The 23,282-nt window shown below is 61.7% G+C and carries 25 protein-coding genes and 1 tRNA gene; 15 read left to right on the forward strand and 11 right to left on the reverse strand.

Translation table 11 applies throughout. From position 1 onward, the window contains the following. Positions 1-62: 62 nt before the first annotated feature. Positions 63-1,943 (reverse strand): signal peptide peptidase SppA, encoded by a 1,881-nt coding sequence (sppA, locus tag ACX2DJ_RS05375; protein ID WP_462571405.1) that lies wholly within the window; start codon positions 1,941-1,943, stop codon positions 63-65. A gap of 334 nt (positions 1,944-2,277) precedes the next feature. Between sppA and ACX2DJ_RS05380 the strand changes: the two genes are divergently transcribed. From ACX2DJ_RS05380 to ACX2DJ_RS05390, 3 genes are all read left to right on the forward strand, one after another. After that, positions 2,278-3,309, forward strand: a complete 1,032-nt coding sequence (locus ACX2DJ_RS05380; protein WP_462572558.1) for an aspartate carbamoyltransferase catalytic subunit — start codon at positions 2,278-2,280, stop codon at positions 3,307-3,309. Next, positions 3,306-4,538, forward strand: coding sequence for a dihydroorotase (locus ACX2DJ_RS05385; RefSeq protein WP_462571406.1), 1,233 nt, complete (start codon positions 3,306-3,308; stop codon positions 4,536-4,538). The genes ACX2DJ_RS05380 and ACX2DJ_RS05385 overlap by 4 nt, the downstream gene beginning before the upstream one ends. A gap of 71 nt (positions 4,539-4,609) precedes the next feature. After that, complete coding sequence (locus ACX2DJ_RS05390; RefSeq protein WP_462571407.1) at positions 4,610-5,425, forward strand: hypothetical protein; 816 nt, start codon at positions 4,610-4,612, stop codon at positions 5,423-5,425. Positions 5,426-5,491: 66 nt separating this feature from the next. Here the strand turns inward: ACX2DJ_RS05390 and ACX2DJ_RS05395 are convergent, their stop codons facing one another. From ACX2DJ_RS05395 to ACX2DJ_RS05405, 3 genes are read right to left on the reverse strand one after another with little or no spacing between them, the layout of a single operon-like run. Continuing rightward, positions 5,492-6,874 (reverse strand): SPOR domain-containing protein, encoded by a 1,383-nt coding sequence (locus ACX2DJ_RS05395; protein ID WP_462571408.1) that lies wholly within the window; start codon positions 6,872-6,874, stop codon positions 5,492-5,494. Positions 6,875-6,905: 31 nt separating this feature from the next. Then, a complete protein-coding gene (locus ACX2DJ_RS05400) occupies positions 6,906-7,343 on the reverse strand; it encodes a hypothetical protein (protein ID WP_462571409.1) in 438 nt (145 codons plus the stop codon). 12 nt (positions 7,344-7,355) lie between these two features. Beyond that, a complete protein-coding gene (locus ACX2DJ_RS05405; protein ID WP_462571410.1) occupies positions 7,356-8,072 on the reverse strand; it encodes an AAA family ATPase in 717 nt (238 codons plus the stop codon). A gap of 215 nt (positions 8,073-8,287) precedes the next feature. Between ACX2DJ_RS05405 and ACX2DJ_RS05410 the strand changes: the two genes are divergently transcribed. The 4 genes from ACX2DJ_RS05410 (at position 8,288) to ACX2DJ_RS05425 (ending at position 11,070) form a co-directional block, all read left to right on the forward strand. Beyond that, positions 8,288-9,568: a DUF418 domain-containing protein gene (locus ACX2DJ_RS05410; protein WP_462571411.1), complete on the forward strand. Its 1,281-nt coding sequence runs from the start codon at positions 8,288-8,290 to the stop codon at positions 9,566-9,568. Between the two features lie 69 nt (positions 9,569-9,637). Next, on the forward strand, positions 9,638-9,826 hold the full coding sequence (locus ACX2DJ_RS05415) for a (2Fe-2S)-binding protein (RefSeq protein WP_462571414.1): 189 nt from the start codon (positions 9,638-9,640) through the stop codon (positions 9,824-9,826). A 116-nt stretch (positions 9,827-9,942) separates the two neighbouring features. Then, a complete protein-coding gene (bfr, locus tag ACX2DJ_RS05420) occupies positions 9,943-10,422 on the forward strand; it encodes a bacterioferritin (RefSeq protein ID WP_462571415.1) in 480 nt (159 codons plus the stop codon). A 186-nt stretch (positions 10,423-10,608) separates the two neighbouring features. Continuing rightward, positions 10,609-11,070, forward strand: a complete 462-nt coding sequence (locus ACX2DJ_RS05425) for a hypothetical protein (protein ID WP_462571416.1) — start codon at positions 10,609-10,611, stop codon at positions 11,068-11,070. 55 nt (positions 11,071-11,125) lie between these two features. Here the strand turns inward: ACX2DJ_RS05425 and ACX2DJ_RS05430 are convergent, their stop codons facing one another. Genes ACX2DJ_RS05430 through ACX2DJ_RS05440 form a run of 3 tightly spaced genes read right to left on the reverse strand, consistent with a single transcriptional unit; the run spans position 11,126 to position 13,432 of the window. Continuing rightward, positions 11,126-11,662 carry a DUF2721 domain-containing protein gene (locus ACX2DJ_RS05430; protein WP_462571418.1) on the reverse strand — a complete coding sequence of 179 codons (537 nt, stop codon included), beginning with the start codon at positions 11,660-11,662 and terminating at the stop codon, positions 11,126-11,128. Between the two features lie 6 nt (positions 11,663-11,668). Continuing rightward, positions 11,669-13,096: a ribosome biogenesis GTPase Der gene (gene der / locus ACX2DJ_RS05435; RefSeq protein WP_462571419.1), complete on the reverse strand. Its 1,428-nt coding sequence runs from the start codon at positions 13,094-13,096 to the stop codon at positions 11,669-11,671. 51 nt (positions 13,097-13,147) lie between these two features. Next, entirely contained in the window at positions 13,148-13,432 is a 285-nt protein-coding gene (locus ACX2DJ_RS05440; RefSeq protein ID WP_462571420.1) for a DUF3297 family protein, read from the reverse strand. Between the two features lie 130 nt (positions 13,433-13,562). On the opposite strand from ACX2DJ_RS05440, the gene ACX2DJ_RS05445 reads away from it, so the two are divergent. Beyond that, positions 13,563-13,647, forward strand: a tRNA-Leu gene (locus ACX2DJ_RS05445). Positions 13,648-13,707: 60 nt separating this feature from the next. Then, the gene (gene tig / locus ACX2DJ_RS05450; RefSeq protein WP_462571421.1) at positions 13,708-15,327 is read left to right on the forward strand and encodes a trigger factor; all 1,620 of its coding nucleotides are present in this window, start codon (positions 13,708-13,710) and stop codon (positions 15,325-15,327) included. 23 nt (positions 15,328-15,350) lie between these two features. Here tig and ACX2DJ_RS05455 read toward each other — a convergent pair whose 3' ends face one another. Then, positions 15,351-16,877 (reverse strand): amidase, encoded by a 1,527-nt coding sequence (locus ACX2DJ_RS05455; RefSeq protein WP_462571423.1) that lies wholly within the window; start codon positions 16,875-16,877, stop codon positions 15,351-15,353. A 132-nt stretch (positions 16,878-17,009) separates the two neighbouring features. Here ACX2DJ_RS05455 and ACX2DJ_RS05460 point away from each other — a divergent pair, with 132 nt between their 5' ends. Then, positions 17,010-17,708 carry an ATP-dependent Clp protease proteolytic subunit gene (locus tag ACX2DJ_RS05460; protein ID WP_462571424.1) on the forward strand — a complete coding sequence of 233 codons (699 nt, stop codon included), beginning with the start codon at positions 17,010-17,012 and terminating at the stop codon, positions 17,706-17,708. A gap of 172 nt (positions 17,709-17,880) precedes the next feature. After that, complete coding sequence (gene clpX, locus ACX2DJ_RS05465) at positions 17,881-19,155, forward strand: ATP-dependent Clp protease ATP-binding subunit ClpX (RefSeq protein ID WP_462571425.1); 1,275 nt, start codon at positions 17,881-17,883, stop codon at positions 19,153-19,155. A gap of 46 nt (positions 19,156-19,201) precedes the next feature. On the opposite strand, the gene ACX2DJ_RS05470 is transcribed toward clpX, so the two are convergent. Beyond that, on the reverse strand, positions 19,202-19,603 hold the full coding sequence (locus ACX2DJ_RS05470; RefSeq protein ID WP_462571426.1) for a MerR family transcriptional regulator: 402 nt from the start codon (positions 19,601-19,603) through the stop codon (positions 19,202-19,204). A gap of 123 nt (positions 19,604-19,726) precedes the next feature. On the opposite strand from ACX2DJ_RS05470, the gene ACX2DJ_RS05475 reads away from it, so the two are divergent. Genes ACX2DJ_RS05475 through ACX2DJ_RS05490 form a run of 4 tightly spaced genes read left to right on the forward strand, consistent with a single transcriptional unit; the run spans position 19,727 to position 21,513 of the window. Continuing rightward, positions 19,727-20,584: a transporter gene (locus ACX2DJ_RS05475; protein WP_462571427.1), complete on the forward strand. Its 858-nt coding sequence runs from the start codon at positions 19,727-19,729 to the stop codon at positions 20,582-20,584. Positions 20,585-20,598: 14 nt separating this feature from the next. Next, a complete protein-coding gene (locus ACX2DJ_RS05480) occupies positions 20,599-20,913 on the forward strand; it encodes a heavy-metal-associated domain-containing protein (RefSeq protein WP_462571428.1) in 315 nt (104 codons plus the stop codon). Continuing rightward, on the forward strand, positions 20,910-21,125 hold the full coding sequence (locus ACX2DJ_RS05485; protein WP_462571429.1) for a GDCCVxC domain-containing (seleno)protein: 216 nt from the start codon (positions 20,910-20,912) through the stop codon (positions 21,123-21,125). Before ACX2DJ_RS05480 ends, ACX2DJ_RS05485 begins: the two co-directional genes overlap by 4 nt. Next, positions 21,112-21,513, forward strand: a complete 402-nt coding sequence (locus tag ACX2DJ_RS05490) for a hypothetical protein (RefSeq protein ID WP_462571430.1) — start codon at positions 21,112-21,114, stop codon at positions 21,511-21,513. The genes ACX2DJ_RS05485 and ACX2DJ_RS05490 overlap by 14 nt, the downstream gene beginning before the upstream one ends. Before the next feature lie 19 nt (positions 21,514-21,532). Here ACX2DJ_RS05490 and ACX2DJ_RS05495 read toward each other — a convergent pair whose 3' ends face one another. After that, a complete protein-coding gene (locus ACX2DJ_RS05495; RefSeq protein WP_462571431.1) occupies positions 21,533-22,450 on the reverse strand; it encodes a cation diffusion facilitator family transporter in 918 nt (305 codons plus the stop codon). A gap of 5 nt (positions 22,451-22,455) precedes the next feature. Continuing rightward, positions 22,456-23,196: a monofunctional biosynthetic peptidoglycan transglycosylase gene (mtgA, locus tag ACX2DJ_RS05500; RefSeq protein WP_462571432.1), complete on the reverse strand. Its 741-nt coding sequence runs from the start codon at positions 23,194-23,196 to the stop codon at positions 22,456-22,458. Positions 23,197-23,282 lie beyond the last annotated feature (86 nt).

A 23,282-nucleotide genomic window follows, 5' to 3' on the forward strand; every position in this document is an offset into this window, starting at 1 on the left:
GGCGCGCGCCATTGCCATGCAGCGCGCCGATTGGCAAGCGCTCTGTTGCCGCTGTGCGGGCGTTAGCGCGCGATCAGCCGCCCTAGCGTGGCGAGCCAGCCATTGATCCCGGTTTCAGGAGCTGCGCGCACTTCGCGCGGGCATTCAAGGCAATAGGCCTGAAGACCTTGGACCTTTGTCAGTCGGTCAAGGTCGGTGGCGATCTGTGCGAATGTGGCGCTGCGCTGCCGCGCCATCAGGCCGAACAGATCGGCCTGGCCGCCGCTATCCTCGGCATTGTCGACCAGTAGTTGGCGGATCAGTGAATCATAGCTCGAAGGCGGCGTGCCCAACCGCTTGGCGTGCCATTTGCCCTTGTCGAGCTTGGCTTGTTTGGCCGCCCATTCGAGAGCGTCATCGAGCCCGCCGAACTGGTCGACCAGGCCCAGCTGGCGCGCGCTGCCGCCATCCCACACCCGGCCTTGCGCGATCCGGTCGACTTCCTGGGTCGAGATTCCGCGTCCGTCCGAAACATGGCGCAGGAAATCCGCATAGCTGTCTTCGACCGAGGCTTGCAGGATCGCGTCGACTTCAGGGGTGAAGCCGGCGATGAGATCGGGCTGGCCCGAAAGCGGCGTGGTGCGCACGCCATCGGCATTGATGCCAAAGCGTGCTGCCGTGTCCTCGAAGGTAGGGATAACCGCGAAGACACCAATCGAGCCGGTAATGGTTTCGGGCTGGGCGAAGATGCGGTCGCCAGTGGTGGCAATCGAATAGCCCGCGCTGGCCGCGACATTGCCCATCGATACGGCGATCGGGATGCCCTTGGCCTTGTGGCGCAGGATTGCGCGCCTGATTTGCTCCGACGCGGTAACAGAGCCGCCGGGCGTATCGATCCGCACCACCAGCGCGGCGAGATCAGCATTCAGCGCATCGTCGAGCAGATCGGCGATCCGGTCGCCGCCTGCGGTGCCGGGGCCAGCCTCGCCGTCAACCACTTCGCCGGCCACGGTAATGATGCCAATTGCCTTGCCGCTGCGATCACTCCCGATGTCGGCCAGATAGGGCTTGAGCTCGGTTGAGGCGAAAGCGCCGGGCGCATCGCTCCAGCTGTCTTCCCCTGCCAATTCCGCTACGCGGGCGCCCCACTGGGTGCGGTCGCCCAGCTTGTCGACCAGCCCGGCGTTAAGCGCCGCCTGGGCCAGGTCGCCCCTTGCGGACTGGACCCAGGCCACCGGATCGCCGGTCACAAGGTCAAGCTGGGCGGCAGCGCGCGCTTTCTTGACATTGGCTTGCCACTCTTCCCACAGCGCGCCGTAAAGCGCGGCTATGTTTTCGCGCGCCGGTTCGGAGAAGTTGCTGCGCGTATAGGGCTCGGTCGCGGCCTTGAAAGTGCCCACGCGATAGACCCGGGCGTTGACGCCATATTCCTTGAGCAAATCACCATAGAACAGATAGGATCCGCCCGGGCCGGCCACGATGGCTCCGCCAATGGGATCGACCCATACCTCGCTGGCGTGTGCGGCCAGATGCAAACCGTCGTCGGCATAGGCGAAGGAATAGGTCAGCACCGGCTTGCCGGCATCACGCACCCGCGCCATCGCCTCGCCCACTTCCTGCAGGTGGACCTGGCCGCCGCCAAGAAAGCGCGACAGATCGATGGCGACCGCCTTGATCCGATCGTCACCAGCCGCAGCGTCAAGTGCACTGACCAGCTCGCCTACCTCGTATTCGGCCACCGGCGCTTGCTGTGACAACAGCGCCTGTAGCGGGTCGAACGTGGCACGTTCTTCCACCACATAACCGTCAAGCTCGATCAGCAACGCGCCATCGCGCACCGTGCCGGGGCTGGGCCGCGCTGAAAGCACTGCAAACAGCAGCGCAAAGAACAGCAGCATGAACAGCAGGACCAGGCCGTCCTTGATCCCGACCAGCAACCGCCAAACCTTGCCTGCAAAGCTCATAATTCGTGCATTCCCTTGCTTCTGCCCGCCAAGTTAGGCGCGATTGCGCAAACTTCCACTCAATTCGCGCCAGGGAATGGTTGAGCGAACGAAATGTCTCGTCGAACAACTTCCGGAGTGGAAAAGGTGGAAAGGCACTGGACGGTTGGTTAAATCCAACTTAGAGACCGATGCCATGCAAGACCTGCTCCACGAAATTGAAGCATTTTGCCTTCGCCATGAATTGTCCGAGACCCGCTTTGGCGAGTTGGCGCTCAATGACAAGCCGTTCGTGTCACAGCTCAAGGCGGGGCGTGATCTGCGCAGCAGCACCGCAGTCCGGTTGCGTGAATTCATGGCCGAATATGAACAGAACCAGGCCGCGAGCTGCAGGAATTCCAGCCGCTATCCTGCGGGTAGGCTGGCCTTTCCGCATCGCGACCTGCTCGGCATCGCCCAGCTTGAGCGGCACGAAATCCTTTATGTGCTCGATCAGGCCGAACCCTGGATCGAACTCAACCGCCGCAGTTCGAAGCATGATGATCTGCTTTCCGGCCTTACCATCATCAACGCCTTCTTCGAGAATTCGACCCGTACGCTGCTGAGCTTCGAGATAGCGGGCAAGCGGTTGGGGGCAGACGTGGTCAACATGCATGCCGCGCAGTCCAGCGTGAAGAAGGGCGAAACGCTGATCGACACCGCCATCACGCTCAATGCCATGCGCGCCGATGCGATCGTGATCCGCCATGGATCGAGCGGGGCCACGCAGCTGATCGCGAGCAAGGTCGATTGCCCGGTCCTCAATGCAGGCGACGGGCAGCATGAACATCCTACGCAGGCGTTGCTCGATGCGCTTGCGCTGCGGCGCGCCTTGCGGGCGAGGGGCGAGAAGGCAGAGGATTTCACCGGCCTGACGGTCACAATCTGCGGCGATATATTGCACAGCCGCGTCGCGCGCTCGAACCTGCTGTGCCTGCAGGCGCTGGGTGCCTCAGTGCGGCTGTGCGCGCCCCCGGCGCTGATGCCTGCGGGCGTCGAGGCGTTGGGGGCAGAGCCGTTCCATGATTTCGATGCCGCGCTGGTCGGCAGTGACGTGGTGATGATGCTGCGCCTCCAGACCGAACGGATGCAGGGCCAGTTCATTCCCTCCGCGCGCGAATACCATCACCTCTACGGCCTCACCAAAGAGCGTCTGTCACGCGCCGCGCCCGATGCGCTGGTGATGCATCCCGGGCCGATGAACCGCGGGGTGGAGATCGACAGCGATGTAGCCGACATGCTCGATCGCTCGATCATCACCCGCCAGGTGGAAATGGGCGTGGCGGTGCGCATGGCCTGCCTCGACATACTCACCCGGCGCGCGCGGCAGGTGGAGGGCTGGGCATGAAGCAGCAGGCCCCCCTCACGATCCGGAACGGCCGCCTGGTCACGCCCGCGGGCGTTAGCCAAGGCGCCATTCGCCTGGTCGAAGGGCAGATCGCGGCGGTTGGTGAAGTCGCGGCGCAGGAAGGCGACGTGGTGATCGACGCGAAGGGCCAACTGGTCACGCCCGGCCTGGTCGATCTGGGCGTGTTCGCGGTCGACAAGCCGGCCTTCCATTTTGGCGGGATCACGCGTGCAGCGTTGATGCCTGACCAGTCTCCCACGCTCGACCTGCCCAGCCGGGTCAGCTACATCGCCAAGAGCGGCAAGCCCGATCTGTGGGTGCATCCTCTGGCGGCGGCGACGCGGGCGCTGGAGGGACGCGAGCTGGCCGAAATCGGCCTGATGAAGGAGGCGGGTGCGCGCGGGGTTGCAACCGGGCGGCGCTGGATCGCCGATAGCGGCGTGATGCTGCGGCTGCTGCAATATGCCGCCATGCTCGATCTGGTGGTGGTGAGCCATGCCGAGGATGCCGGTTTGGTTGGTGATGCGGCCGCAACTGCCGGTGAAATGGCGACACGGCTCGGTTTGCCGAGCGCGCCATCCGGGGCTGAGGCGCTGGCGGTGGCGCGCGATATCGCGCTGGCCGAGATGAGCGGGGCGCGGCTGCATTTCCGCCAGATCACGACTGCCGCCGCGCTTGAACTGGTGCGTGCGGCCAAGGCTCGCGGCGTACCTGTGACTGCGGGTGTCACCCCGGCGCATTTCATGCTTTCGGATCTCGCGACCGGCGATTTCCGTACCTTCGCCCGGCTTTCACCCCCGCTCCGCAGCGAGGCCGATCGGCAGGCGGTGATCGCAGCGATTGGCGATGGCACGATCGACGTTATCGCCTCTGGCCACGATCCGCGCGGGCCGGAAGACAAGCGGCTGCCCTTTGCCGATGCCGAACCGGGCATGGCCGGGGCCGAGACGCTGCTGGCTATGGTGCTCACGCTGGTGCGCGACGGGGTGATCGACATGAGCCGCGCATTTGCGCTGATGGCGGGTAACCCGGCCGCGCTGCTCGGTGTCGAGGCGGGCCTGCTGGTGCAGGGATATGAAGGCGATGTTGCGCTGGTCGATCCCGACAAGCCATGGATCGTCGACAGCGGCAAGATGGCCGCGAGCGCGGGCAATACGCCGTTCGACGGTCAGCCCGCGCAGGGACGAGCCACCGCGCTGTGGAAGGGCGGGGTGCGCGTGGGCGACTGAGAGCGCTTTCCATCGCCCGCCAAATTGCGCTATGCTCATAACCAAGGTCGCGTCCTTTTGGGGGAGGGGATATGGCGACCCAAGTAGAAGCGGCCTATGCCAACGCCAGCGCTGTCCAGGCAAGCTCGCTGATATCGTTCGTTGATCGCTGGATTTACGTTTTCATGGCCGCAATGTTGATTGCGGTCGTACTTGTAGGCTTTGTGCCTGATTCCTTGGCAAAGATCGCTGCAGTAGAAGCCGGCCAACGACCACCTTTCCCGCTTGCCTTGCATGCTCACGCTGTCCTGATGGGCAGTTGGATGCTTCTGCTTCTGGCTCAGACTACCTTGATGGCTACGGGGCGCAGGCAATGGCATATGCAGCTTGGCGTGGCGGGTATGGTGCTCGCGCCGGCGCTGGTCATCGCCGGGGTCGTGCTGGTGCCAACCAATATCCGCTCGTTCCTGGCATTTACCGCTGACGCGCCAGCCGAGGTGCAGCTGCAAGTGCAGGGTTTCCTTGATTTCATGACGGACATAGCCTTGTTGCAGCTCAGGGCTGGAGTATGCTTCCTGCTGCTGGTGTATCTGGCCTTGAGGGCACGCAAGCGGGACTCAGGGTTACACAAGCGGTTGATAATACTGGCAACGATCGTGCCCATGCCCGCCGCTCTCGATCGCATGCCGTTTCTTTACCACTCCTTGCCGGAATCGCCGCTCACGGCTGACATCTGGCCGCTGTTCTGCATCGCGCCGATGTTCCTGTGGGATCTCTACCGCCAGCGTTCGATCCACAAAGCCTACTGGATTTACGCCGCCGTGATGATTCCGACCGGTATTGCGCTCAATCTTCTGTGGGGGTCACAGTGGTGGCACTCGGTCGCCCCGCAATATCTCTACGGTTGACAAGAAAAGCCCCCGAAACCTTGCGGTGCCGGGGGCGATCTTGCTGAAGTGTCGGGAGGAGATCCGTCAGCGAGAAGAAGCAACGCGGATGCCGCGATCCACGGCGCCGGGCAGCGGGCGGCTTTCGGCATAGGCAATACAGCCCTTGCCACCGGCCTTGACCGTACCGCACATCGCGCTGGCGCTGCGCGCACCGAATCCGGCGGCGGCAACGCGGAAGTAGGTCTTGCCCATCACCACCGCTTCGGTGATCACAACGTCGCGGCCAGACAATTCGGGATAGCGCTTCTGATAAATGGTCCAGGCGCGATCGGCATGCTCGCGGCTTGAGAAACTGCCGAGCTGGACAAGGTGCGTGCCTTTGCCGCTGTCAGCCGTGGCGGCCATGCGGCGCTGTGACGAACTGGGTGCAAGGGGCGACTTCGCAGCAGGCTTGCTGGTTTCAGCCGACTTATAGTTCGCCGGAAGCGGTTGCACGACCGGCCCCTTGGCCGCGTGCGCGCGGGTGGCAACGGCGGCGGGTTCGGACGGAGCAAAGCTCTGATTCTGGGCGAATGCCACCGCTACGCTTTGCGCCGGGGCGGGTTCGCGCTGCGGTGCAGGGCCGGGCTCGGGTGAGGGCTGAACGGCCGGTTCGATGGAAGCGAGTTCGCCCCCGGCACTTGTACCAACAACCGGCGTTTCGACACTGGAAGCAGCATCAGCCACCATCGCGCCGTGGCTAGGGAAATTGGCCAGAGCCAGTTGCGCCGGCTGCCCGCCATCATAGGTCGGTTCGACCTGGAGCAGCCCGGCAACGCGGGACTGGAATTGTTCAGGCGCGGCAGTTTGCGCCCACTCGGCGATCCGGTCGGAAACCATATCGGCGGGCACATCTTCGGCCACCATGATGCGCGCGGCGCGCCAATTACCCTGAAGGGCATAGGCATAGGCGAGGTTCTGGCGCACCTTCGGGGTGGACTGGCCGGCTCGCAGCGCGTCTGAAAGCACCGCAACGCCGCGATTTGGGTTGCCCGCCAGCGCAAGCGCCAGGCCCATATCAGCCGGATCGATATCGGCTTCCGCCCGGTCGAGCGCGGCGACAGCTTCGTGGCTGTTGCCCAGCGCGATCTGTGCCAGGGCATAGCTCAACGCGGTGCGGGGATTGTTGTCGCCCAGTTCGATCGCGTCGGAGAAGCTGGTGGCGGCGGCCTGGAATCGACCGGCTTCAAGATAGGCGGCGCCAAGCAGGGCGCGCATCTGTGCATTGCGCGGATCGGCCAGAACGGCACTTTCTGCATGTGCCACAGCCTTGCTGGCATGGCCCTTTTCCAGTGCGACCTGTGCCTTGGCCATCGAAGCCTGTGCAGGCGGAGCAGTCGAAGTGGCGCAGCCTGACAGCGCGATGCTGACGAGTGCAGTGCTGAGCGCAAGTGCGATCTTGGGCTTGTTGGTAGCGGTGTGGCTCATTGGGTTATCCCCTCAGTCAACGCATTTCCGGTCACTTGCGCGTCATTTTTGCGGCAAGCGCATCCAGGTCTTCGAATTCTGCAAGCAGGCTATCGAGCGCATCGGTTACGATTTGCTGCGCGCTTTCACCTTTGATCGTGGCGGCGAGGCGAAGCTTCAGGTGGCGCTCTGCATCAAGCCGCAATGTAAACGCCGCGCGCTTGCCGCGTTTCAGTGCCGAACCGCGCCTTGCAGCCGGCCTGGCTTTCTTCGTCGCGAGTGTGACCATCGGCGCTTCGTCATTTGAAGCGACATTGATCGGCACGACATTGGTGCCGTCATCCTGCCCCATATCGTTCCAGCCCAGATCTTCCAGATTGGCAGCCTCGCCGGCTGGAATTGGCCCAAGCTGCGGGCGCATCGCGGGCTTGGCGCCACCTTTGCGGGCCAGCAGCGCTGGATTGAGGGAAGCAAAGCTGGCTTCGGTCATCTTGCGCGCTCCTTATTGAGCGACGCGGCGGCCAAAGCCGCCAGCTGGACGGTTCACACCTGGCATTTGTGATTGCGACCCCGGGGCCGCAAAGACGGTGCGGCGGAAATTCTTTTCGAGCCGGTCGGAGATGTATTTCCACAGCGCGGTCACTTCAGCTGCGCTGCGGCCTTCGGGATCGACTTCCATCACCGTGCGGCCATCGATCATCGAGGCGGCAAAGTCGGTGCGATGGTGAAGCGTGATCGGGGCTACGGTGCCATGCTGTGACAGCGCAACGGCAGCTTCCGAGGTGATCTTTGCCTTGGGCGTGGCTGCGTTGACCACGAACACCAGTGGCTTGCCGGCCCGTTCACACAGGTCAACCGTCGCACCCACGGCGCGCAGATCGTGCGGGCTGGGGCGGGTCGGCACAACAATCAGCTCAGCCACTGAAATGACTGACTGGATCGCCATGGTGATTGCCGGCGGCGTATCGATTACTGCCAGCTTGAAGCCCTGCTGGCGCAGTACCTGCAGGTCGTTGGCAAGGCGAGCGACGGTGGTCTGGGCGAAAGCAGGGTATTCTGCTTCGCGCTCGTTCCACCAATCGGCAAGCGAGCCTTGCGGATCGATATCGATCAACACGACAGGTCCGGCGCCAGCACGCTGGGCCTGGACTGCCAGATGTCCGGACAGGGTCGTCTTGCCCGATCCGCCTTTCTGCGATGCCAATGCTAGTACACGCAACGCTGGTCCCCCTATAAGGCCAAATTCACCCGCAAGCGGGCACTTCCGTTCCACCGGGATCGCAGGATACCCCTAATTTTGGGTTAACGTCGGCGCTCAAATCCGCTTTGCGGTTAAGATCGGAGCATCAAGAAAAGCAACAGAGCCTTGCCTCCTTCTTGTGACGGGCTAGCTGTGATACGGGGCTCTATCGGGATGCTTCGCAGGGGGAACGGGTGGGCGATCTGGACAGTCTGGAAAATGGGCAGGCGGCGGCACCGCTGCAACCTGCCACTTCGAACGAGCGGATCGCCAGCCTGGATTTCATCCGCGGCATCGCCGTGATGGGAATCCTGGCGGCGAATATCGTGGCTTTCGGCCAGCCTTTCGGCGCCTATATGTATCCGGCGGGCTTCCTCACCGAACATGGCGTCACTTCGGACTGGCTGTGGGCGGCGCAATTTGTGCTTGTCGATGGCAAGATGCGGGGGCTGTTCACGCTGCTGTTCGGGGCCGGGATGATGCTGTTCATGGAGCGGGCCTGGGCGCGCGGCGCCACGCGCTGGCTGCAGGCGCGGCGATTGTTCTGGCTGGGCGTCTTCGGCCTGGTCCACTTTTTCTTCATCTGGCGCGGGGACATACTGTTTTACTACGCGGCAATCGGCCTGGCGGTGCTGCTAATGGTCGGCTGGCGGGCGCAAACCCAGCTCAAGGTCGGAATATGGGGCTATCTCGCCGGCGCTTTCATGTACGCGGTGATGATGGCGCCGCTGCCGCTGGTGGCGGACACGGACCTGGGCGAGCAGGCAAACTTCAGCGAGATGCGCGCGGAGCTGGAGGTTGCCAAGCAGGAGGCACTGTCCGATGACGTGATTGAAACAGAAATCGTGCAATCGGGCGATTACGCGGGATATGTCGTGCATCGGTTCAAGGAGCATGGCTCTGAGCCGTTGGCCAATATCACGCTGTTCTTCATGGAAACCTTGCCGCTGATGCTGATTGGCATGGCGCTTTACCGCATGGGTCTGTTCAGCGGCGAGTTCGATCCCGGGAAGCAGCGCCGCTGGGGCTGGGCAGGGGTTATCGTGGGCGGCGCGCTTCACCTGATCATTGCGCTGTGGGCCATGGCAGGCGGTTTGACCTATTACGGGACCCTTGCGGCCTTCGTCGGGATCAGTCCGGTGCCGCGGCTGGTGATGGTGTTGGGATTGGCCGCGCTGCTATCGCTCTATGCGCCGCGTGCGACCGGCTGGTTGGGGCAGCGGATTTCGGCTGCGGGCCGGGCGGCCTTCAGCAATTACCTGGGCACGTCGATCGTGATGCTGTTCGTCTTTCACGGCTGGGCGCTGGGCCTGTTCGGCAGGCTCGATCGCCCGCAGCTCTACCTGGTGGTGGCGGTGACCTGGGTGTTGATGCTGTTGTGGTCGAAGCCATGGCTGGACCGGTTCCGTTATGGCCCGCTCGAATGGCTGTGGCGTTGCCTGACCTATGGCAGGATTTTTGCCATGCGGCGCTGACAGCCCTTGCTATTGCGAATAATTCGCATAAATTGGTGTTTGCGAATCGCTCGCAGGAGAACACAGCTGATGTATGTCTGCATCTGCAATGCCATCAGGGAAGCAGAGCTGCGCCGCGTCGCGCAGCACGTGGTCGGCGATGCCGAAGCGGCCTATGCGGCGCTGGGAAAACAGCCCAATTGCCGCCAGTGCCTGGTCGAAGCCGAAGACATCCTGCTTGAAGAGCGCGCATGCGGTCTGCGATCCGTCGCGGCCTGAGCCTGAATTTCTCACAAGGCGCGGAATACCGGCGGCTGGCGGACTGCATGGCTTGCCAATCCTGCCTGCGCCCCGCATAATTGTGCCCGACCCGCTTCAGCTATAGGAGATGCGCCGTGAAGGGCGATGCCACAGTCATAAAGTTCCTCAACAAGGCACTGACAAACGAGCTGACCGCGATCAACCAGTATTGGCTGCACTACCGCGTGCTGCATGATTGGGGTGTGACCCGCCTGGCCGAATATGAGCGGCACGAATCGATTGACGAGATGAAGCATGCCGATCAGCTTGCCGAGCGGATCCTGTTTCTGGGCGCTCTGCCCAATTTCCAGGCGATCCACAAACTCAAGGTGGGCGAGACGGTGGAGGAGATCCTCAAGGCCGATCTCGCTGTCGAGCTGGAAGCGATCCCGCTGCTCAAGGATGCGATCGCGCATTGCGAGAAGGTGCGTGACTATGTCAGCCGCGACTTGTTTGCGGGCATCCTCCAAAGTGAAGAGGAGCATGTCGATTTCCTTGAAACCCAGTTCGACATGATCGAACGCATGGGCCTGGAAAACTATGTTCAGCTGCAGAGCAAGCCAGCTGAAGGTTAAACCCCGCTTAAACCGCGCGGTGTTCTGGCAGCGGCGAGCCCCGGCGGCAGCTACTTCGTTGAGTTATCAGTTTGACTCTGCAACGAATCAGGCCCAGCTACGGCTTTGGGTGCGTGCAAATGCAAAACGGGGTCGTACACCATCCAGCTTTCGGGTCGCAGTCACCTGAAACGAATGGGGTACAAAATGAAATTTCTGAAATCAATCGGATTTGGGGCCGTGGCTGCTACGGCAATGGCTCTCGCAACGCCTGCCGCAGCCCAGCTGCAGGAATGGGAAGACTACACGCCGCAAAAGGAAGTGATCGAACTGACATATGTCAAGGTCGACGAAGGGCAGCTCAACACCTATCTTGAAGGTTTGAGGCAAACCTGGGTCAGGGCCAATGAAGCGGCCAAGTCGATCGGCCAGGTTTCGTCCTACGGCATCTATGTGGTGCCCTATGGCAGCAACGAAGTGAACCTGGTGCTGCGGATAACTTATCCCAGCATGGCTTCGCTCGATGCCGATAAGGCGGAATATGACAAGTTCATGGATGCGTGGGGCAAAGCGAACCAGGCATCCAGTAACAAGACCGTGCTCGAGCTTTACAACAAGATCCGCGAGATCAAGGGCACTTATGTGCTGCGCGAATTGAAGATGAAATAAGCGGAGCGGTCTTTGAGGTCGGAATTTTGGGGCGGGGCGCCGTGCGCTTCGCCCCTTATTCTTGCCCTTGATCAGCCGCGCCGGTCGTGGGCTCGCATTCTTGAGCGGCTTCGGCCTCTGCCCGCGCATCGTGGCCGCGCGCCGCGACCAGCGTTTCGAGCACGAAATGCACCAGTGCGGTGATCAGCAGAGCCATGGTCATGATCCAGGACACTGCAGTCAGCGTTCCGATCTGCGGCTTGATGAAAGCACTGATGAACAGCAGCGCTATCACCACGCAGATAATCAGCGCTGCCGAGGTCGAGAATACCACTGCACGCTGGGCCAGCTGGCGGCGTCGCTCGAGCCAGGCGAGTTCGCGCGTGGCGCGCGGGTTCCGTTTTCCCTTTGTGCGAGCCTCAAGCCGCTCGATCCGTTCCGCCACCCAGATCAGTCGGCTCATCATCACGTTCATGATCGCGCCGATACCTGCGAGCAGGAAGGCTGGGGCGAGGCTGAGGCGCACGATTTCCTGCACGCGCACAGTGCTGGATGTGCGTTCGAGCAGTTCCACGGCAAGGTTAACGTTACTGGCGAGAAAATCGAACAACATCACCCATTACCCGCTGAAATTTCCGCCACCGCCCTTGTTGGCATTGAAAGGGTTCTTGGGGCTTCGCAGCAGCAACCGCACCGGCACAGCATCAAAGCCCAGCTTTGCGCGGATCGAATTCACCAGATAGCGTTCATAGCTTGTGGGAAGGGATTCCAGCCGCGTGCCGAAAATAACGAACCGCGGCGGCCGGGTGCCGGCCTGGGTGATATAGCGCAGCTTGATCCGGCGGCCACCGGGCGCGGGCGGCGGATTGGCCTCCAGCGCATCGTCAAACCAGCGGTTGAGCGCTGCGGTCGGCACGCGTTTGCTCCAGCTGTCGCGGATTTCAAAGGCTGCGCGCAGCATATCGTCCAGGCCCTTGCCGGTCTTGGCGGATACGGCGAACAGCGGCAGGCCGCGCACCTGCGCCAATCCGTCGTCAAGTGCACCGCGAATGCCGTTGAACAGCTTTGAGGCGTCTTCGTGCCCAGTCTGACCAGCAACATCCCACTTGTTGATCGCCACCATCAGCGCGCGCCCTTCTTGCAACACCATGTCGGCGATCTTGAGGTCCTGATGCTCCAGCCCCTGCGTCGCATCGAGCAGCAGTACCACCACTTCGGCAAAATCGACCGCGCGGCGGGCATCGGCGACGCTGAGCTTCTCCAGCTTTTCGACGACATTGCGCTTCTTGCGCATACCGGCAGTGTCGATCAGGCGGACGTCGCGCGTCTCGCCGCTCTTCGGATCGGTCCATTGCCAGTCAACCGCAATCGAATCGCGGGTAATCCCGGCTTCCGGGCCGGTCAGCAACCGCTCTTGACCCAGCAGGCGATTGATCAGCGTGGACTTGCCCGCATTGGGCCTGCCGACGATGGCTAGTTTGAGCGGACCAAGCGGTGCATCCTCATCTTCGCTAGCAGCAAACTCCGCTTCCGCCTCGGCAGCGTCTGCCTTCTCGCCGATAATCGGCCACAGCGCGCCAAACAGGTCCGCCACCCCTTCGCCGTGCTCGGCGGAAAGCGCAACCGGTTCGCCCAGGCCAAGCGAATAGCTTTCATATACGCCTGCTTCGCCCGCCCTGCCTTCGGCCTTGTTGGCCACCAGCACCACGGGAATATCCTGTTCGCGCAGCCAACGTGCGATTTCCTCGTCAAGCGGTGTGATGCCAGCGCGCGCATCGATCACGAACAGCGCCGCATCCGCGCCTTCCAGGCTTACCTCCGTCTGCGCGCGCATGCGGCCGGGCAGCGTGTCCGCATCCTCGTCTTCCCAACCCGCCGTATCGACCACGGTGAATGCCATGCCGGCCACTTCGGCATTGCCCATACGGCGGTCGCGCGTCACCCCCGGCTGGTCATCGACCAGCGCAAGCTTCTTGCCCACCAGCCGGTTGAACAGCGTGGACTTGCCGACATTTGGGCGGCCGATAATGATGACCTGTGGTTTCATGTGCGCCTGCAAGTGGCCCTTAACCTGCCACTTGGCAAGCCAAGTGCAAGATCAGCCCTTTTTTGCGACCGGCGGGCTCTCGCCCAGGTCTTCGTACCAGGCTTCGACCGGACCATTGAGCCTGATCGTCAGCGGGTTGCCCTTGCGGTCCATCGTCTTGCCGGCCTGAACGCGCACCCAGCCCTCGGAAATGCAATATTCCTCGATGTCGGTCCGCACCCGGTCCTTGAAGCAAATGCCGATGCCGCGCTGCAGCTTGTCGGCATCAAAATATTCGCTGCGCGGGTTGACCGACAGGCGGTTGGGCGGGGTGTCTTGTGCGGGTTTCTCAGTCATGCGCGGCCCTTAGTCGCGTCGAGACGACCAAACAAGCGGCTTCCGCTTGCCCTTTCGCGCCTGCACGACTAATGGCGCTCCCCTACACGCGTTGCGGGCTGTTTCTGCGCGCGCGGCTTCGTTCGGGCTAGCGGGCGTGGCGGAATTGGTAGACGCGCTGGTTTTAGGTACCAGTATCGCAAGATGTGGGGGTTCGAGTCCCTTCGCCCGCACCAGTTCGCCCGGACGTAGCTATGTTATAGCGAAATTGTTGAAAAGGCTTCAGTTTAAATCCCATGAAGATCAAGGAAACCACCAACAACGGGCTCAAGCGCGCCTACCAGCTCACCATCGTGGCGGGCGATATCGCCGCCAAGATCGATGCCGAGATCAAGAAGATCGCGCCGCAAGTGAAAATGCCGGGCTTTCGCCCAGGCAAGGTCCCGGCGAATCTCGTCAGGAAGATGCATGGGGAACAGCTGCACGCGCAGACTGTGAACGATGTGATCCGCGAATCGGTTGACAAGCTGATGAAAGACAAGGCGCTGCGGCCTGCCATGCAGCCCAGAATCGAGCTTGGCGAAGGTTACGAAGAAGGCAAGGATGCGGAAATCCTGGTCGAGCTTGAAGTGCTGCCCACTGTCGAGGCACCTTCGCTCGATGGCCTGAAGCTTGAGCGCCTGATCGTGCCAGTGGCCGATGAAGCGGTGGACGAAGCGCTGCAGGGCATTGCCGGGCAGAACAAGAGCTACAAGGATGCCGCCAAGAACAAGAAAGCGGCTGAAGGCGACCAGCTTATCATCGATTTCGTCGGCAAGCTGAACGGCGAGGAATTCGAAGGCGGCAAGGCTGAGGACGCAGCACTGGTGATCGGTTCGGGCCAGTTCATTCCCGGCTTCGAAGATCAACTGGTGGGTGTGAAAACGGGCGATACCAGAACCATCAAGGTCACCTTCCCTGACGATTACCCGGCGGAAAACCTCAAGGGCCAGGAAGCCGAATTCGATATTACTGTGAAACAGGTGAAGGTCGAAACCGAAACCAAGGTGGATCAAGATTTCGCCACTTCACTGGGCCTCGACAGCCTCGACAAGCTCAAGGAACTGGTCCGCGGCCAGCTGGAACAGCAAACCGCCGGGCTCACCCGTACGCAAATGAAACGTCAGCTGCTTGACGCGCTGGCCGCAGGCCATGACTTCGAAGTGCCTCAGGGCATGGTCAACGCCGAATTCGAACAGATTTGGGCGCAGCTGCAGCAGGAAGCCTCGCGCGAGGAAAATCCGCAGGATGCGCTCAAGGAAATCCAGAACGAACGCGATGAATATCGCTCGATTGCCGAACGCCGCGTGCGTTTGGGCCTGTTGCTGAGTGAAATCGGCCAGGCCAATGGCGTCGAAGTGACGGCGCAGGAAATGAGCATGCTGATCCAGCAGGCGGCGCAGCAGTACCGCCCCGAAGATCGCGATCGTTTCGTGCAATATGTCCAGCAGGAGCCGATGGCTGCTGCTCAATTGCGCGCGCCGCTCTATGAAGACAAGGTGGTCGATTTCCTGTTCGACAAGGCCGAGATCACCGAGCGTGAAGTGACGCAGGAAGAACTGGAAGCGGCCATCGAAGCCGAGGAAACTGCCGAACCGAAGCCAGCTGCGAAGAAGAAGGTTGCAGCCAAGAAGAAGGCCCCGGCCAAGAAAGCCGACGACAAGGCGCCAGCTGAAAAGAAAGCGCCAGCCAAAAAGGCTGCGGAAGCAAAGCCTGCCGCCAAGAAGGCTCCGGCCAAGGCGGCAGCTGACAAGAAGGCGGCTGACAAGACGCCCGCTGCCAAGACGGCCCCGGCTAAGAAGCCTGCCGCTGAAAAGGCTGCACCCAAGAAAGCGGCGCCCAAGAAGGCTCCTGCCAAAAAGGCCGCCAAGAAGTAATCAGCTGCGCGGCTGGCGGGGGATCACTCTGCCGGTTGCCAAGGTCTGAATGAGGGCGCGGGCAGCGGTGCTGTTCGCGCCCTTTCATATGCCGCACCGGCTTTCAGCACGGCATGATCCTGCCACTTGCCGGCAAAGATGCTGAGCCCCACAGGCAGGCGCTCAACCGCCCCCATCGGCACGGTCAGATGCGGATAGCCCGCGATCGCAGGAAGCGATCCCGCACCGATACCGCCACCGTAATTGTCGCCATTGACGAGATCGGTCGACCACGCCGGGCCGGTGGTCGGCGCGATCAGGAACTGCACATCGTGCTCGGCCATCAGGCGGTCGATCCCGTTTTCGCGGGTTGCCTTGAGGATTGCCTCAAGCGCTTCCCGATAGGCTACTTCATCCGTCGTTTCGAGCGCTTGTTCAAACAGGTCCTGCCCGAACCAGCGCATTTCCGCTTCGGCATTGGCCCTGTTGAAGGTGACCAGATCGGCGAGTGTGTCTGGCATAGCCGGATCGGTAAGAGTGCCGAGATAGGCGTTCATATCGCGCTGCAATTCGTAAAGCAGCACCGTGAGCGAGCGCTCCCAGAATCCCTCGGGCCAATCATACTCGATCGGGACCAGCTCTGCGCCAGCACGTTCCAGATCCGCTTTCGCCTGCTCGAACAGTGCCGTGACGCCCGGATGCGAACCGACCTGGCTGGTCATCACACCTATCCGCACGCCTTCAAGCGAATAGTCAGCCAGCCCGGCGGTAAAATCGGTGGCATGTCGATCCGCTTCGGCCGTTGCCGGATCGGCCGGATCGCTGCCTGCCATCGCGCCGAGCAGTTGCGCCGCAGCCTCGACGCTGCGCGCCATCGGCCCGGCAGTGTCCTGAGTCGCGCTGATCGGCACCACATGAGTGCGGCTGACCATGCCAACCGTGGGCTTGAATCCGACGATGCCGTTGACGCTGGCCGGGCAGGTAATCGAGCCATTGGTTTCGGTGCCGATCGCCGTCCAGGCAAAGCCCGCCGCCACCGCGGCCCCGCTTCCTGAAGAGGAGCCGCAGGTATTTCGGTCTGTCGCATGCGGATTGCGGGTGAGGCCGCCAATCGCGCTCCACCCGCTGGTCGAATTGTTGCTGCGGATATTGGCCCATTCGGAAAGGTTGGTCTTGCCCAGTATCACGCCACCCGCTGTGCGCAGGCGGGCGATCAGTGGCGCGTCGCGGCCGGTTGCATTGTCCCTGAGCGCCAGCGAACCGGCGGTGGTGGGCCATTCGCGCGTTTCGATATTGTCCTTGACCAGCACCGTTCGCCCGGCGAGCGGCAGCCCCGCCTGCTTGGCCTTGAATGCTTCGCCCATCGCATCGGGATTCATGGCAATGACCGCATTGATGGCCGGGCCCGTGTCATCCACAGCCTCGATCCGCTTGAGATAGAGTTCCGCACCCGCGGCGCCGTCAAATTCCCCGGTGAATTCGAGTTCGACTGTCTGCGGGTCGTTGCTGGAGTGGGCAGGCGCGGCGAATGCGATGGCAGCGGCAGCCGCAAATTGTGCGTATTTCTTCATACCGCCTACACTGCCACGCGCGGCCAAACTTGCAAGTTCCACATGCATTTTGGCGAGCAAGGGTTAATGCCCTTGAACATATGCGCTGCGCATCCGAAATAGGCGCTCAACCAAATGCACAAGGAATGTTCCATGATCGATCTGTTCGGCACCGGCGGTTACGCCAGCCAAGACCAATTCACCCGTGACCCGGTAACCGGGGCGCTGGTGCCGGTGGTTGTCGAGCAGACCAGCCGCGGCGAACGCAGCTTCGACATCTTCAGCCGGTTGCTGCGCGAGCGCATCGTGTTTGTCACCGGTCAGGTCGAAGACAATATGGCATCGCTGATAGTGGCGCAGTTGCTGTTTCTCGAAAGCGAGAATCCATCCAAGCCGATCAGCATGTATATCAACTCGCCCGGCGGAGTGGTGACGGCCGGCATGGCAATCCATGACACCATGCAATACATCAAGCCGCGCGTGTCGACCGTGTGCATCGGCCAGGCCGCCAGCATGGGCAGCTTCCTGCTTGCAGCGGGCGAGCCGGGCATGCGAATCGCGCTGCCCAATGCGCGGATCATGGTGCACCAGCCATCGGGCGGTGCGCGCGGCATGGCGTCCGATATCGAGATCCAGGCCAAGGAAATCCTGCGCATCAAGGCGCGCATGAACGATCTTTACGTCAATTACACTGGCCGGAGCCTCGAAGATATCGAGAAGGCGATGGATCGCGACACCTTCCTTGAAGCAGACGAAGCGCTGAAATTCGGGATCGTCGATAAAGTGTTCGAAACCCGCCCGGAAGGCGATTCCGATAGCGATGCAGAGGGTTCGGGCGGCGCGCCCGAGTAAGGATATCCGGTATTTTTTGCCCCTTCACGGGACATCAAGGGCCAGAAAGCCACTTATTTGCGCGGATTTGTCAGGCCACCCGGTGAAATGTGCGCGCTATAGGTTGATTCACGATTATGCGGCTATAGAGTCGCCGAATCCCCTCGGTTTCGGGGTTCAGGAAGCTTAGGAAATGACCAAATTGAGCGGAACTGATAGTAAGAGTACCCTGTATTGCAGCTTCTGCGGCAAGTCGCAGCATGAAGTGCGCAAGCTGATTGCGGGCCCCACCGTGTTCATCTGCGATGAATGCGTCGAGCTGTGCAATGACATCATCCGCGAGGAAACCAAGGCAGGTGTCGCTGGCCGCAAGGAAGGCGATGTTCCCACCCCTTCAGAGATTTTCGGCACGCTCAACGATTATGTTATCGGGCAGGACCGCGCCAAGCGCGTGCTTTCGGTGGCGGTGCACAATCACTACAAACGGCTCAAGCACAGCGGCAAGGGCAATGATGTAGAGCTGGCCAAATCGAACATCCTGCTGGTCGGCCCGACCGGATCGGGCAAGACGCTGCTGGCACAGACGCTGGCGCGCACCTTCGATGTGCCTTTCACCATGGCCGATGCCACCACGCTGACCGAAGCTGGCTATGTTGGCGAGGACGTGGAGAACATCATTCTCAAGCTGCTCCAGGCATCGGATTACAACGTCGAAAAGGCGCAGCAAGGGATCGTCTATATCGACGAGATCGACAAGATCACCCGCAAGGCCGAAAACCCTTCGATCACGCGCGACGTTTCGGGCGAGGGCGTGCAGCAGGCGCTGCTCAAGCTGATGGAAGGCACCACCGCCTCTGTGCCGCCGCAGGGCGGGCGCAAGCATCCGCAGCAAGAATTCCTGCAGGTCGACACCACCAATATCCTGTTTATCTGCGGCGGGGCGTTTGCCGGGCTCGACAAGATCATCGCCGACCGCTTGCAGAAGCGCTCTATCGGGTTCGGCGCGCACGTCGCCGATCCTGACAAGCGCCGCGTGGGCGAGCTGCTGGAAAAGAGCGAGCCGGAAGATCTGCTCAAGTTCGGCCTGATTCCCGAATTCGTCGGCCGTCTGCCGGTTATCGCCACGCTGCATGATCTTGATGTCGATGCGCTGGTCACCATCCTGCAAGAGCCGAAGAACGCGCTGGTCAAGCAGTATCACAAGCTGTTCGAGCTTGAGGATGTCGAGCTGACTTTCACCGCCGAAGCGCTGCAGGCAATTGCCGAGAAAGCCATCCTGCGCAAGACCGGTGCGCGCGGCCTGCGCTCGATCGTGGAGGGCATATTGCTCGACACCATGTTTGACTTGCCCGACATGGAGAACGTCAGCGAGATTGTGATCGACAAGGACGTGGTCGAGGGCCGCAAGGATCCGATCCACGTTGTCAACGGCGATGCCAAGAAAGGCGGAAAGGAAGCGGCGGCCTAGGTCACCGACTTGGGTGCCTGACCCCAAGGCACCTGTTGCCCCGGCTTCAAACGAATAGCCGCGCCAATATCGGGCAATCCGGCGATCCGCCACCTTCGCAGCTTTGCGACAGCGCCTTGAGCGAGGCTTCCATCCGTTTGAGGTCGGACAGGCGCGAGCGCACCGATGCTAGATGTGCCTCGGTCAAATCCTTGACCTCCTGACAGGTGCGATCATTCGAGCCTGCAAGATCGAGCAGCGAGCGTATGTCGTCGAGCGAGAAACCCAGTTCGCGGCAGCGACGGATAAAGCTCAATCGCTGCCTGTCCTGGGGGTCATAGATGCGCCTGCCACTGTTGCTGCGCTGTTGCCGGGGTATCAATCCAATCCGTTCATAATAGCGGATCGTTTCGATATGCACGCCGCTCTCACGCGAAACTGATCCGATAGTATGTTGAATTTCCGTCATAAGACTGCCTCGATTTATCGCTTGATCCTGTAGCTACTACAGCATGTATATGCCCTGCAGGCGCTGCAAGACAGGAGAATCGGATTGCCAGCACAAACCGGATTGCACCGTGCCCGATCTTGCGTGGCGGTGACATTGCTCATGGTGCTGGTGCCCACGCAGGCCGATGCGGCGCCGGCCACGTTCAATACTGCCCTTCCGGTGAGCGAGGGCCATGTCGTGGTGCGCCAGCAGATTATCGTGGCAGAGGCCGATCGGGGCAGCGACCGGTTGGAAGAGCGCACCATCGAAACCGTGGGGGGATATGGTTTAACCCCCGATCTGGCGCTGTTTGTGGCAGTGCCGTGGGCCGATCGGGAGTTGCACGCTGCTTTCGCAGACAAAAGGTCAGTCGCGGGTTTTGGCGATGTGCGCGCCTTTGCCCGCTATACCCTGATTCAACGTGACCGAAATGGCCAGACCTTGCGCCTGGCTCCGTTTGTGGGAGTGGAACTGCCGACGGGCAAGGATTCGGCCGCTGACGAATTCGGGCAATTGCCGCCCGGTTTGCAGCCGGGCTCAGGTTCGCTCGATCTGGTGGGCGGGGTGGTCGGATCGATTGCTTCGATCGACTGGAACCTCGACGCGCAACTGGCCTGGCAGGAAAACCGCGAAGCCGGATTGCAGGCGCAGGGTGATGTATTTCGCGCCGATCTTTCAGTGCAGAGAAGGCTGCTGCCGGCCGCGATCAATGCCGGAACGCGCGGGTTCCTGTTTGGTGGGGTGGAGCTAAACTATCTTGATCAGCGCCGCAGCCGCGTGGCGGGCGCTCCGATACCCGGGACCGCTGGCGAGCGGCTCTTTATATCCCCTGTGCTGCAATATTCGCAGCGCCGCTGGATGGCCGAGGCGGCCTTGCAAATTCCCGTAACCCAAAGCCTCGATCAATCGAACTTCAGTCAGGACTTCGTGCTGCGGTTTGGTGTGCGAGCCAATATCTGAAGGAGATCGCCGACATGAGACCGAAATTCGCTCTGCCGATTGTAGTGCTTGCCCTGGCGCTGCCCGCTGCCCCCGCATTGGCGCAGGAAGCGCAATATGTCCTGCGGATCGATGGCATCACCTGCCCGTTTTGCGTCGCAACATCGGAAAAAGCGCTGAAAAAAAACAAGGGTGTAAGCGCGGTGTCTGCCAATCTTGACGAGGGCACAATCACGCTATGCGCCGATGAGAGCAAGGCGGACATTTCCGATGCCACTCTTGCCAAACTGTTCAAGGGCAAGGGCTTTACCTATCGCGGCAAGGCGAAGCGCGGATCCTGCCCGGCGTGACCGTGCTGCATTCGACCATCACCTGCCCGCAATGCGGCCATACCCGCGGCGAGACCATGCCGACCGATGCCTGCCGCTTCTTCTATGAATGCGAGGGCTGCCACGCCCGGCTCAAGCCACTGGCGGGTGATTGCTGCGTGTTCTGCTCTTTTGGCGACGTGCCGTGCCCGCCGATCCAGGCCGAAAAGGGCTGCAGTGATGCCCGCGCCTGATGCGATGCCCACGCCGCGCAGATGGGGCTGGCTGGTATTGCTGACCAGCACCACCACGCTGATATGCTGCGTCATCCCCATCGTTCTGGTTTTCCTGGGCCTGGGCGGGGCGGTGGCGTCGCTCTATGGCAATTTTCCATTCCTCACCTTCCTTGGCCTGCACAAGGAATGGACCTTTGCGATCACTGCGCTGATCATGCTGGCGGCGGCCTGGGCACTATTCAGGCCGGGGCGCACCTGCCCCGCCGATCCCGAACTGGCGCATGCCTGCAACACTGCCGATCGCTGGAACCGGCGGCTTTTAACAATTGCCTTTGCAATCTGGCTGATCAGCCTGTTTGCGGCTTATGCCCTGTTGCCGCTGGCGCAATGGCTGGGCTATCTCTGAATCGCTTCCAATCGCGCTTTCAACAGCAGCCGGGCATGGCGCATTCGCGTGAATTCTCGATCTGCACGGTCACGTGACCGATGCCGAAATTGCACGCAAGACCGTGTGCGACATCGTTGAGAAAGTCATCGCCCGGATGGCCGCCGGGCATCACCAGATGCACGGTCAGCGCGGTCTCCGTTGTGCTCATTGGCCAGATGTGGAGATCGTGGATCGTTTCGACGCCGTCCTGACTGGCGAGGTGCAGGCGCACTGCGGTCTCGTCGATATTCTCAGGCACAGCATGCAGGCCCAGCTTGATGCTGTCTCTCGCCAGGCCCCAGGTGCCCCAGCCAATTACCGCCACGATCACCAGGCTGGTGACGGGGTCGATCCACATTTCACCGGTAAAGAGGATCGCCAGGCCCGCCAGCACTACGCCCAGCGATACCAGCGCGTCAGCGGCCATATGCAGGAAGGCACCGCGAATGTTGAGGTCGCTCTTACGGCCGCGCATGAACATCAGCGCGGTGGCAGTGTTGATCGCGATTCCGATCCCGGCCACCACCACCAAGGTCATGCCTTCCACCGGGGCCGGGTCGACCAGCCGGTTGATCGTTTCGAACAGGATCGCGCCGATTGCCAGAGCCAGCAGCATGGCATTGGCGAGCGCGGCCATGATGGTCGAGCTCTTGAAGCCATAGGTATAGCGCGGGGAAGCTGGCTTTTTCGCGGCCACGCTCGCGCCCCAGGCCAGCATCAGCGCCAGAACGTCAGACAGGTTGTGGCCCGCATCGGCCACCAGCGCCATCGATCCTGACAGGATGCCATAGGTCGCTTCGATGATGACAAATGCCGTGTTGAGCACCACGCCCACCGCAAATGCCCGCCCGAAATCGGGCGGAGCATGGCCGTGGCCATGCGCGTTGGCGTGATCATGCTGGTGTCCCGGCCCCATCGCGGTCACTCATAGACGCAGGCGTCGAGCCCGTCACGCCGCACTGCACCCATACGGGCAGCGATCGTATTGCCGTAACGGCGGGTAAAGCCCGAAGGGGCGATCACCGCGCGCTTCTTCGGCTGGGGCAGGACGGCCGCCATGCGCGCGGCCTCGTCGCGGGTCAGGCGGGCAGCGGAATGCCCGAAATAGCGCTGCGCCCCGGCTTCGGCACCGTAAGTGCCAATGCCCGTTTCGGCGACGTTGAGATAGACCTCCATGATCCGCCGCTTGCCCCACACCTGCTCGATCAGGAAGGCAAACCAGGCCTCAAGTCCCTTGCGGAAATAGCCGCCACCTTGCCACAGGAACACGTTCTTGGCGGTTTGTTGGGTGATGGTGGAGCCGCCGCGGATACGCCCGCCCTGCAAATTGCGGGCAGCGGCCGTGGCAATTGCTTCGGCATCGAAACCGTTATGGCTGCAGAATTTTCCGTCCTCGCCAGCGATCACCGCGCTCACCAGATTGCGGTCGATGTTTGAAAGCGACTCCCAATCCTTGCTCAGCCCGTTTTCCCACACCTTGTCGTCGAGCAGCATGGTCGCGGTGATCGGCACCGGCACCCATTTGTAAAGCAGCACCAGCGCCAGGCTGATCCCGATGAACCACACGATAGTCTTGGCCAGCCAGCGCGCGAGCGTGCGGCCGGGCGCGCGCCGAAGGTTGGCGAAGCCATCGCGGACAGCGGGGAAGAAAGCGAAACGCATAGAGCCCTGCCGATTAATGCGCCTGCACGACTTGCGCAATCGGTGATGCGCGCTTGCACGGCCAGTGCGAAGCTGCTTGGATTGGG

Source organism: Altererythrobacter chaiwopuensis, from assembly GCF_054957755.1.

Excerpts from the sequence above, each read along its gene's own strand:
- ACX2DJ_RS05395 (WP_462571408.1), bottom strand. The coding sequence starts at position 6,874 with ATGAGCCACACCGCTACCAACAAGCCCAAGATCGCACTTGCGCTCAGC.
- tig (WP_462571421.1), top strand. The coding sequence starts at position 13,708 with ATGAAGATCAAGGAAACCACCAACAACGGGCTCAAGCGCGCCTACCAG.
- ACX2DJ_RS05380 (WP_462572558.1), top strand. The coding sequence starts at position 2,278 with ATGGCCGAATATGAACAGAACCAGGCCGCGAGCTGCAGGAATTCCAGC.
- ACX2DJ_RS05400 (WP_462571409.1), bottom strand. The coding sequence starts at position 7,343 with ATGACCGAAGCCAGCTTTGCTTCCCTCAATCCAGCGCTGCTGGCCCGC.
- sppA (WP_462571405.1), bottom strand. The coding sequence starts at position 1,943 with ATGAGCTTTGCAGGCAAGGTTTGGCGGTTGCTGGTCGGGATCAAGGAC.
- ACX2DJ_RS05460 (WP_462571424.1), top strand. The coding sequence starts at position 17,010 with ATGATCGATCTGTTCGGCACCGGCGGTTACGCCAGCCAAGACCAATTC.
- ACX2DJ_RS05385 (WP_462571406.1), top strand. The coding sequence starts at position 3,306 with ATGAAGCAGCAGGCCCCCCTCACGATCCGGAACGGCCGCCTGGTCACG.
- ACX2DJ_RS05455 (WP_462571423.1), bottom strand. The coding sequence starts at position 16,877 with ATGAAGAAATACGCACAATTTGCGGCTGCCGCTGCCATCGCATTCGCC.
- ACX2DJ_RS05415 (WP_462571414.1), top strand. The coding sequence starts at position 9,638 with ATGTATGTCTGCATCTGCAATGCCATCAGGGAAGCAGAGCTGCGCCGC.
- ACX2DJ_RS05490 (WP_462571430.1), top strand. The coding sequence starts at position 21,112 with ATGCCCGCGCCTGATGCGATGCCCACGCCGCGCAGATGGGGCTGGCTG.
- ACX2DJ_RS05425 (WP_462571416.1), top strand. The coding sequence starts at position 10,609 with ATGAAATTTCTGAAATCAATCGGATTTGGGGCCGTGGCTGCTACGGCA.
- ACX2DJ_RS05430 (WP_462571418.1), bottom strand. The coding sequence starts at position 11,662 with ATGTTGTTCGATTTTCTCGCCAGTAACGTTAACCTTGCCGTGGAACTG.
- clpX (WP_462571425.1), top strand. The coding sequence starts at position 17,881 with ATGACCAAATTGAGCGGAACTGATAGTAAGAGTACCCTGTATTGCAGC.
- ACX2DJ_RS05470 (WP_462571426.1), bottom strand. The coding sequence starts at position 19,603 with ATGACGGAAATTCAACATACTATCGGATCAGTTTCGCGTGAGAGCGGC.
- mtgA (WP_462571432.1), bottom strand. The coding sequence starts at position 23,196 with ATGCGTTTCGCTTTCTTCCCCGCTGTCCGCGATGGCTTCGCCAACCTT.
- ACX2DJ_RS05390 (WP_462571407.1), top strand. The coding sequence starts at position 4,610 with ATGGCGACCCAAGTAGAAGCGGCCTATGCCAACGCCAGCGCTGTCCAG.
- der (WP_462571419.1), bottom strand. The coding sequence starts at position 13,096 with ATGAAACCACAGGTCATCATTATCGGCCGCCCAAATGTCGGCAAGTCC.
- ACX2DJ_RS05480 (WP_462571428.1), top strand. The coding sequence starts at position 20,599 with ATGAGACCGAAATTCGCTCTGCCGATTGTAGTGCTTGCCCTGGCGCTG.
- ACX2DJ_RS05440 (WP_462571420.1), bottom strand. The coding sequence starts at position 13,432 with ATGACTGAGAAACCCGCACAAGACACCCCGCCCAACCGCCTGTCGGTC.
- ACX2DJ_RS05495 (WP_462571431.1), bottom strand. The coding sequence starts at position 22,450 with ATGGGGCCGGGACACCAGCATGATCACGCCAACGCGCATGGCCACGGC.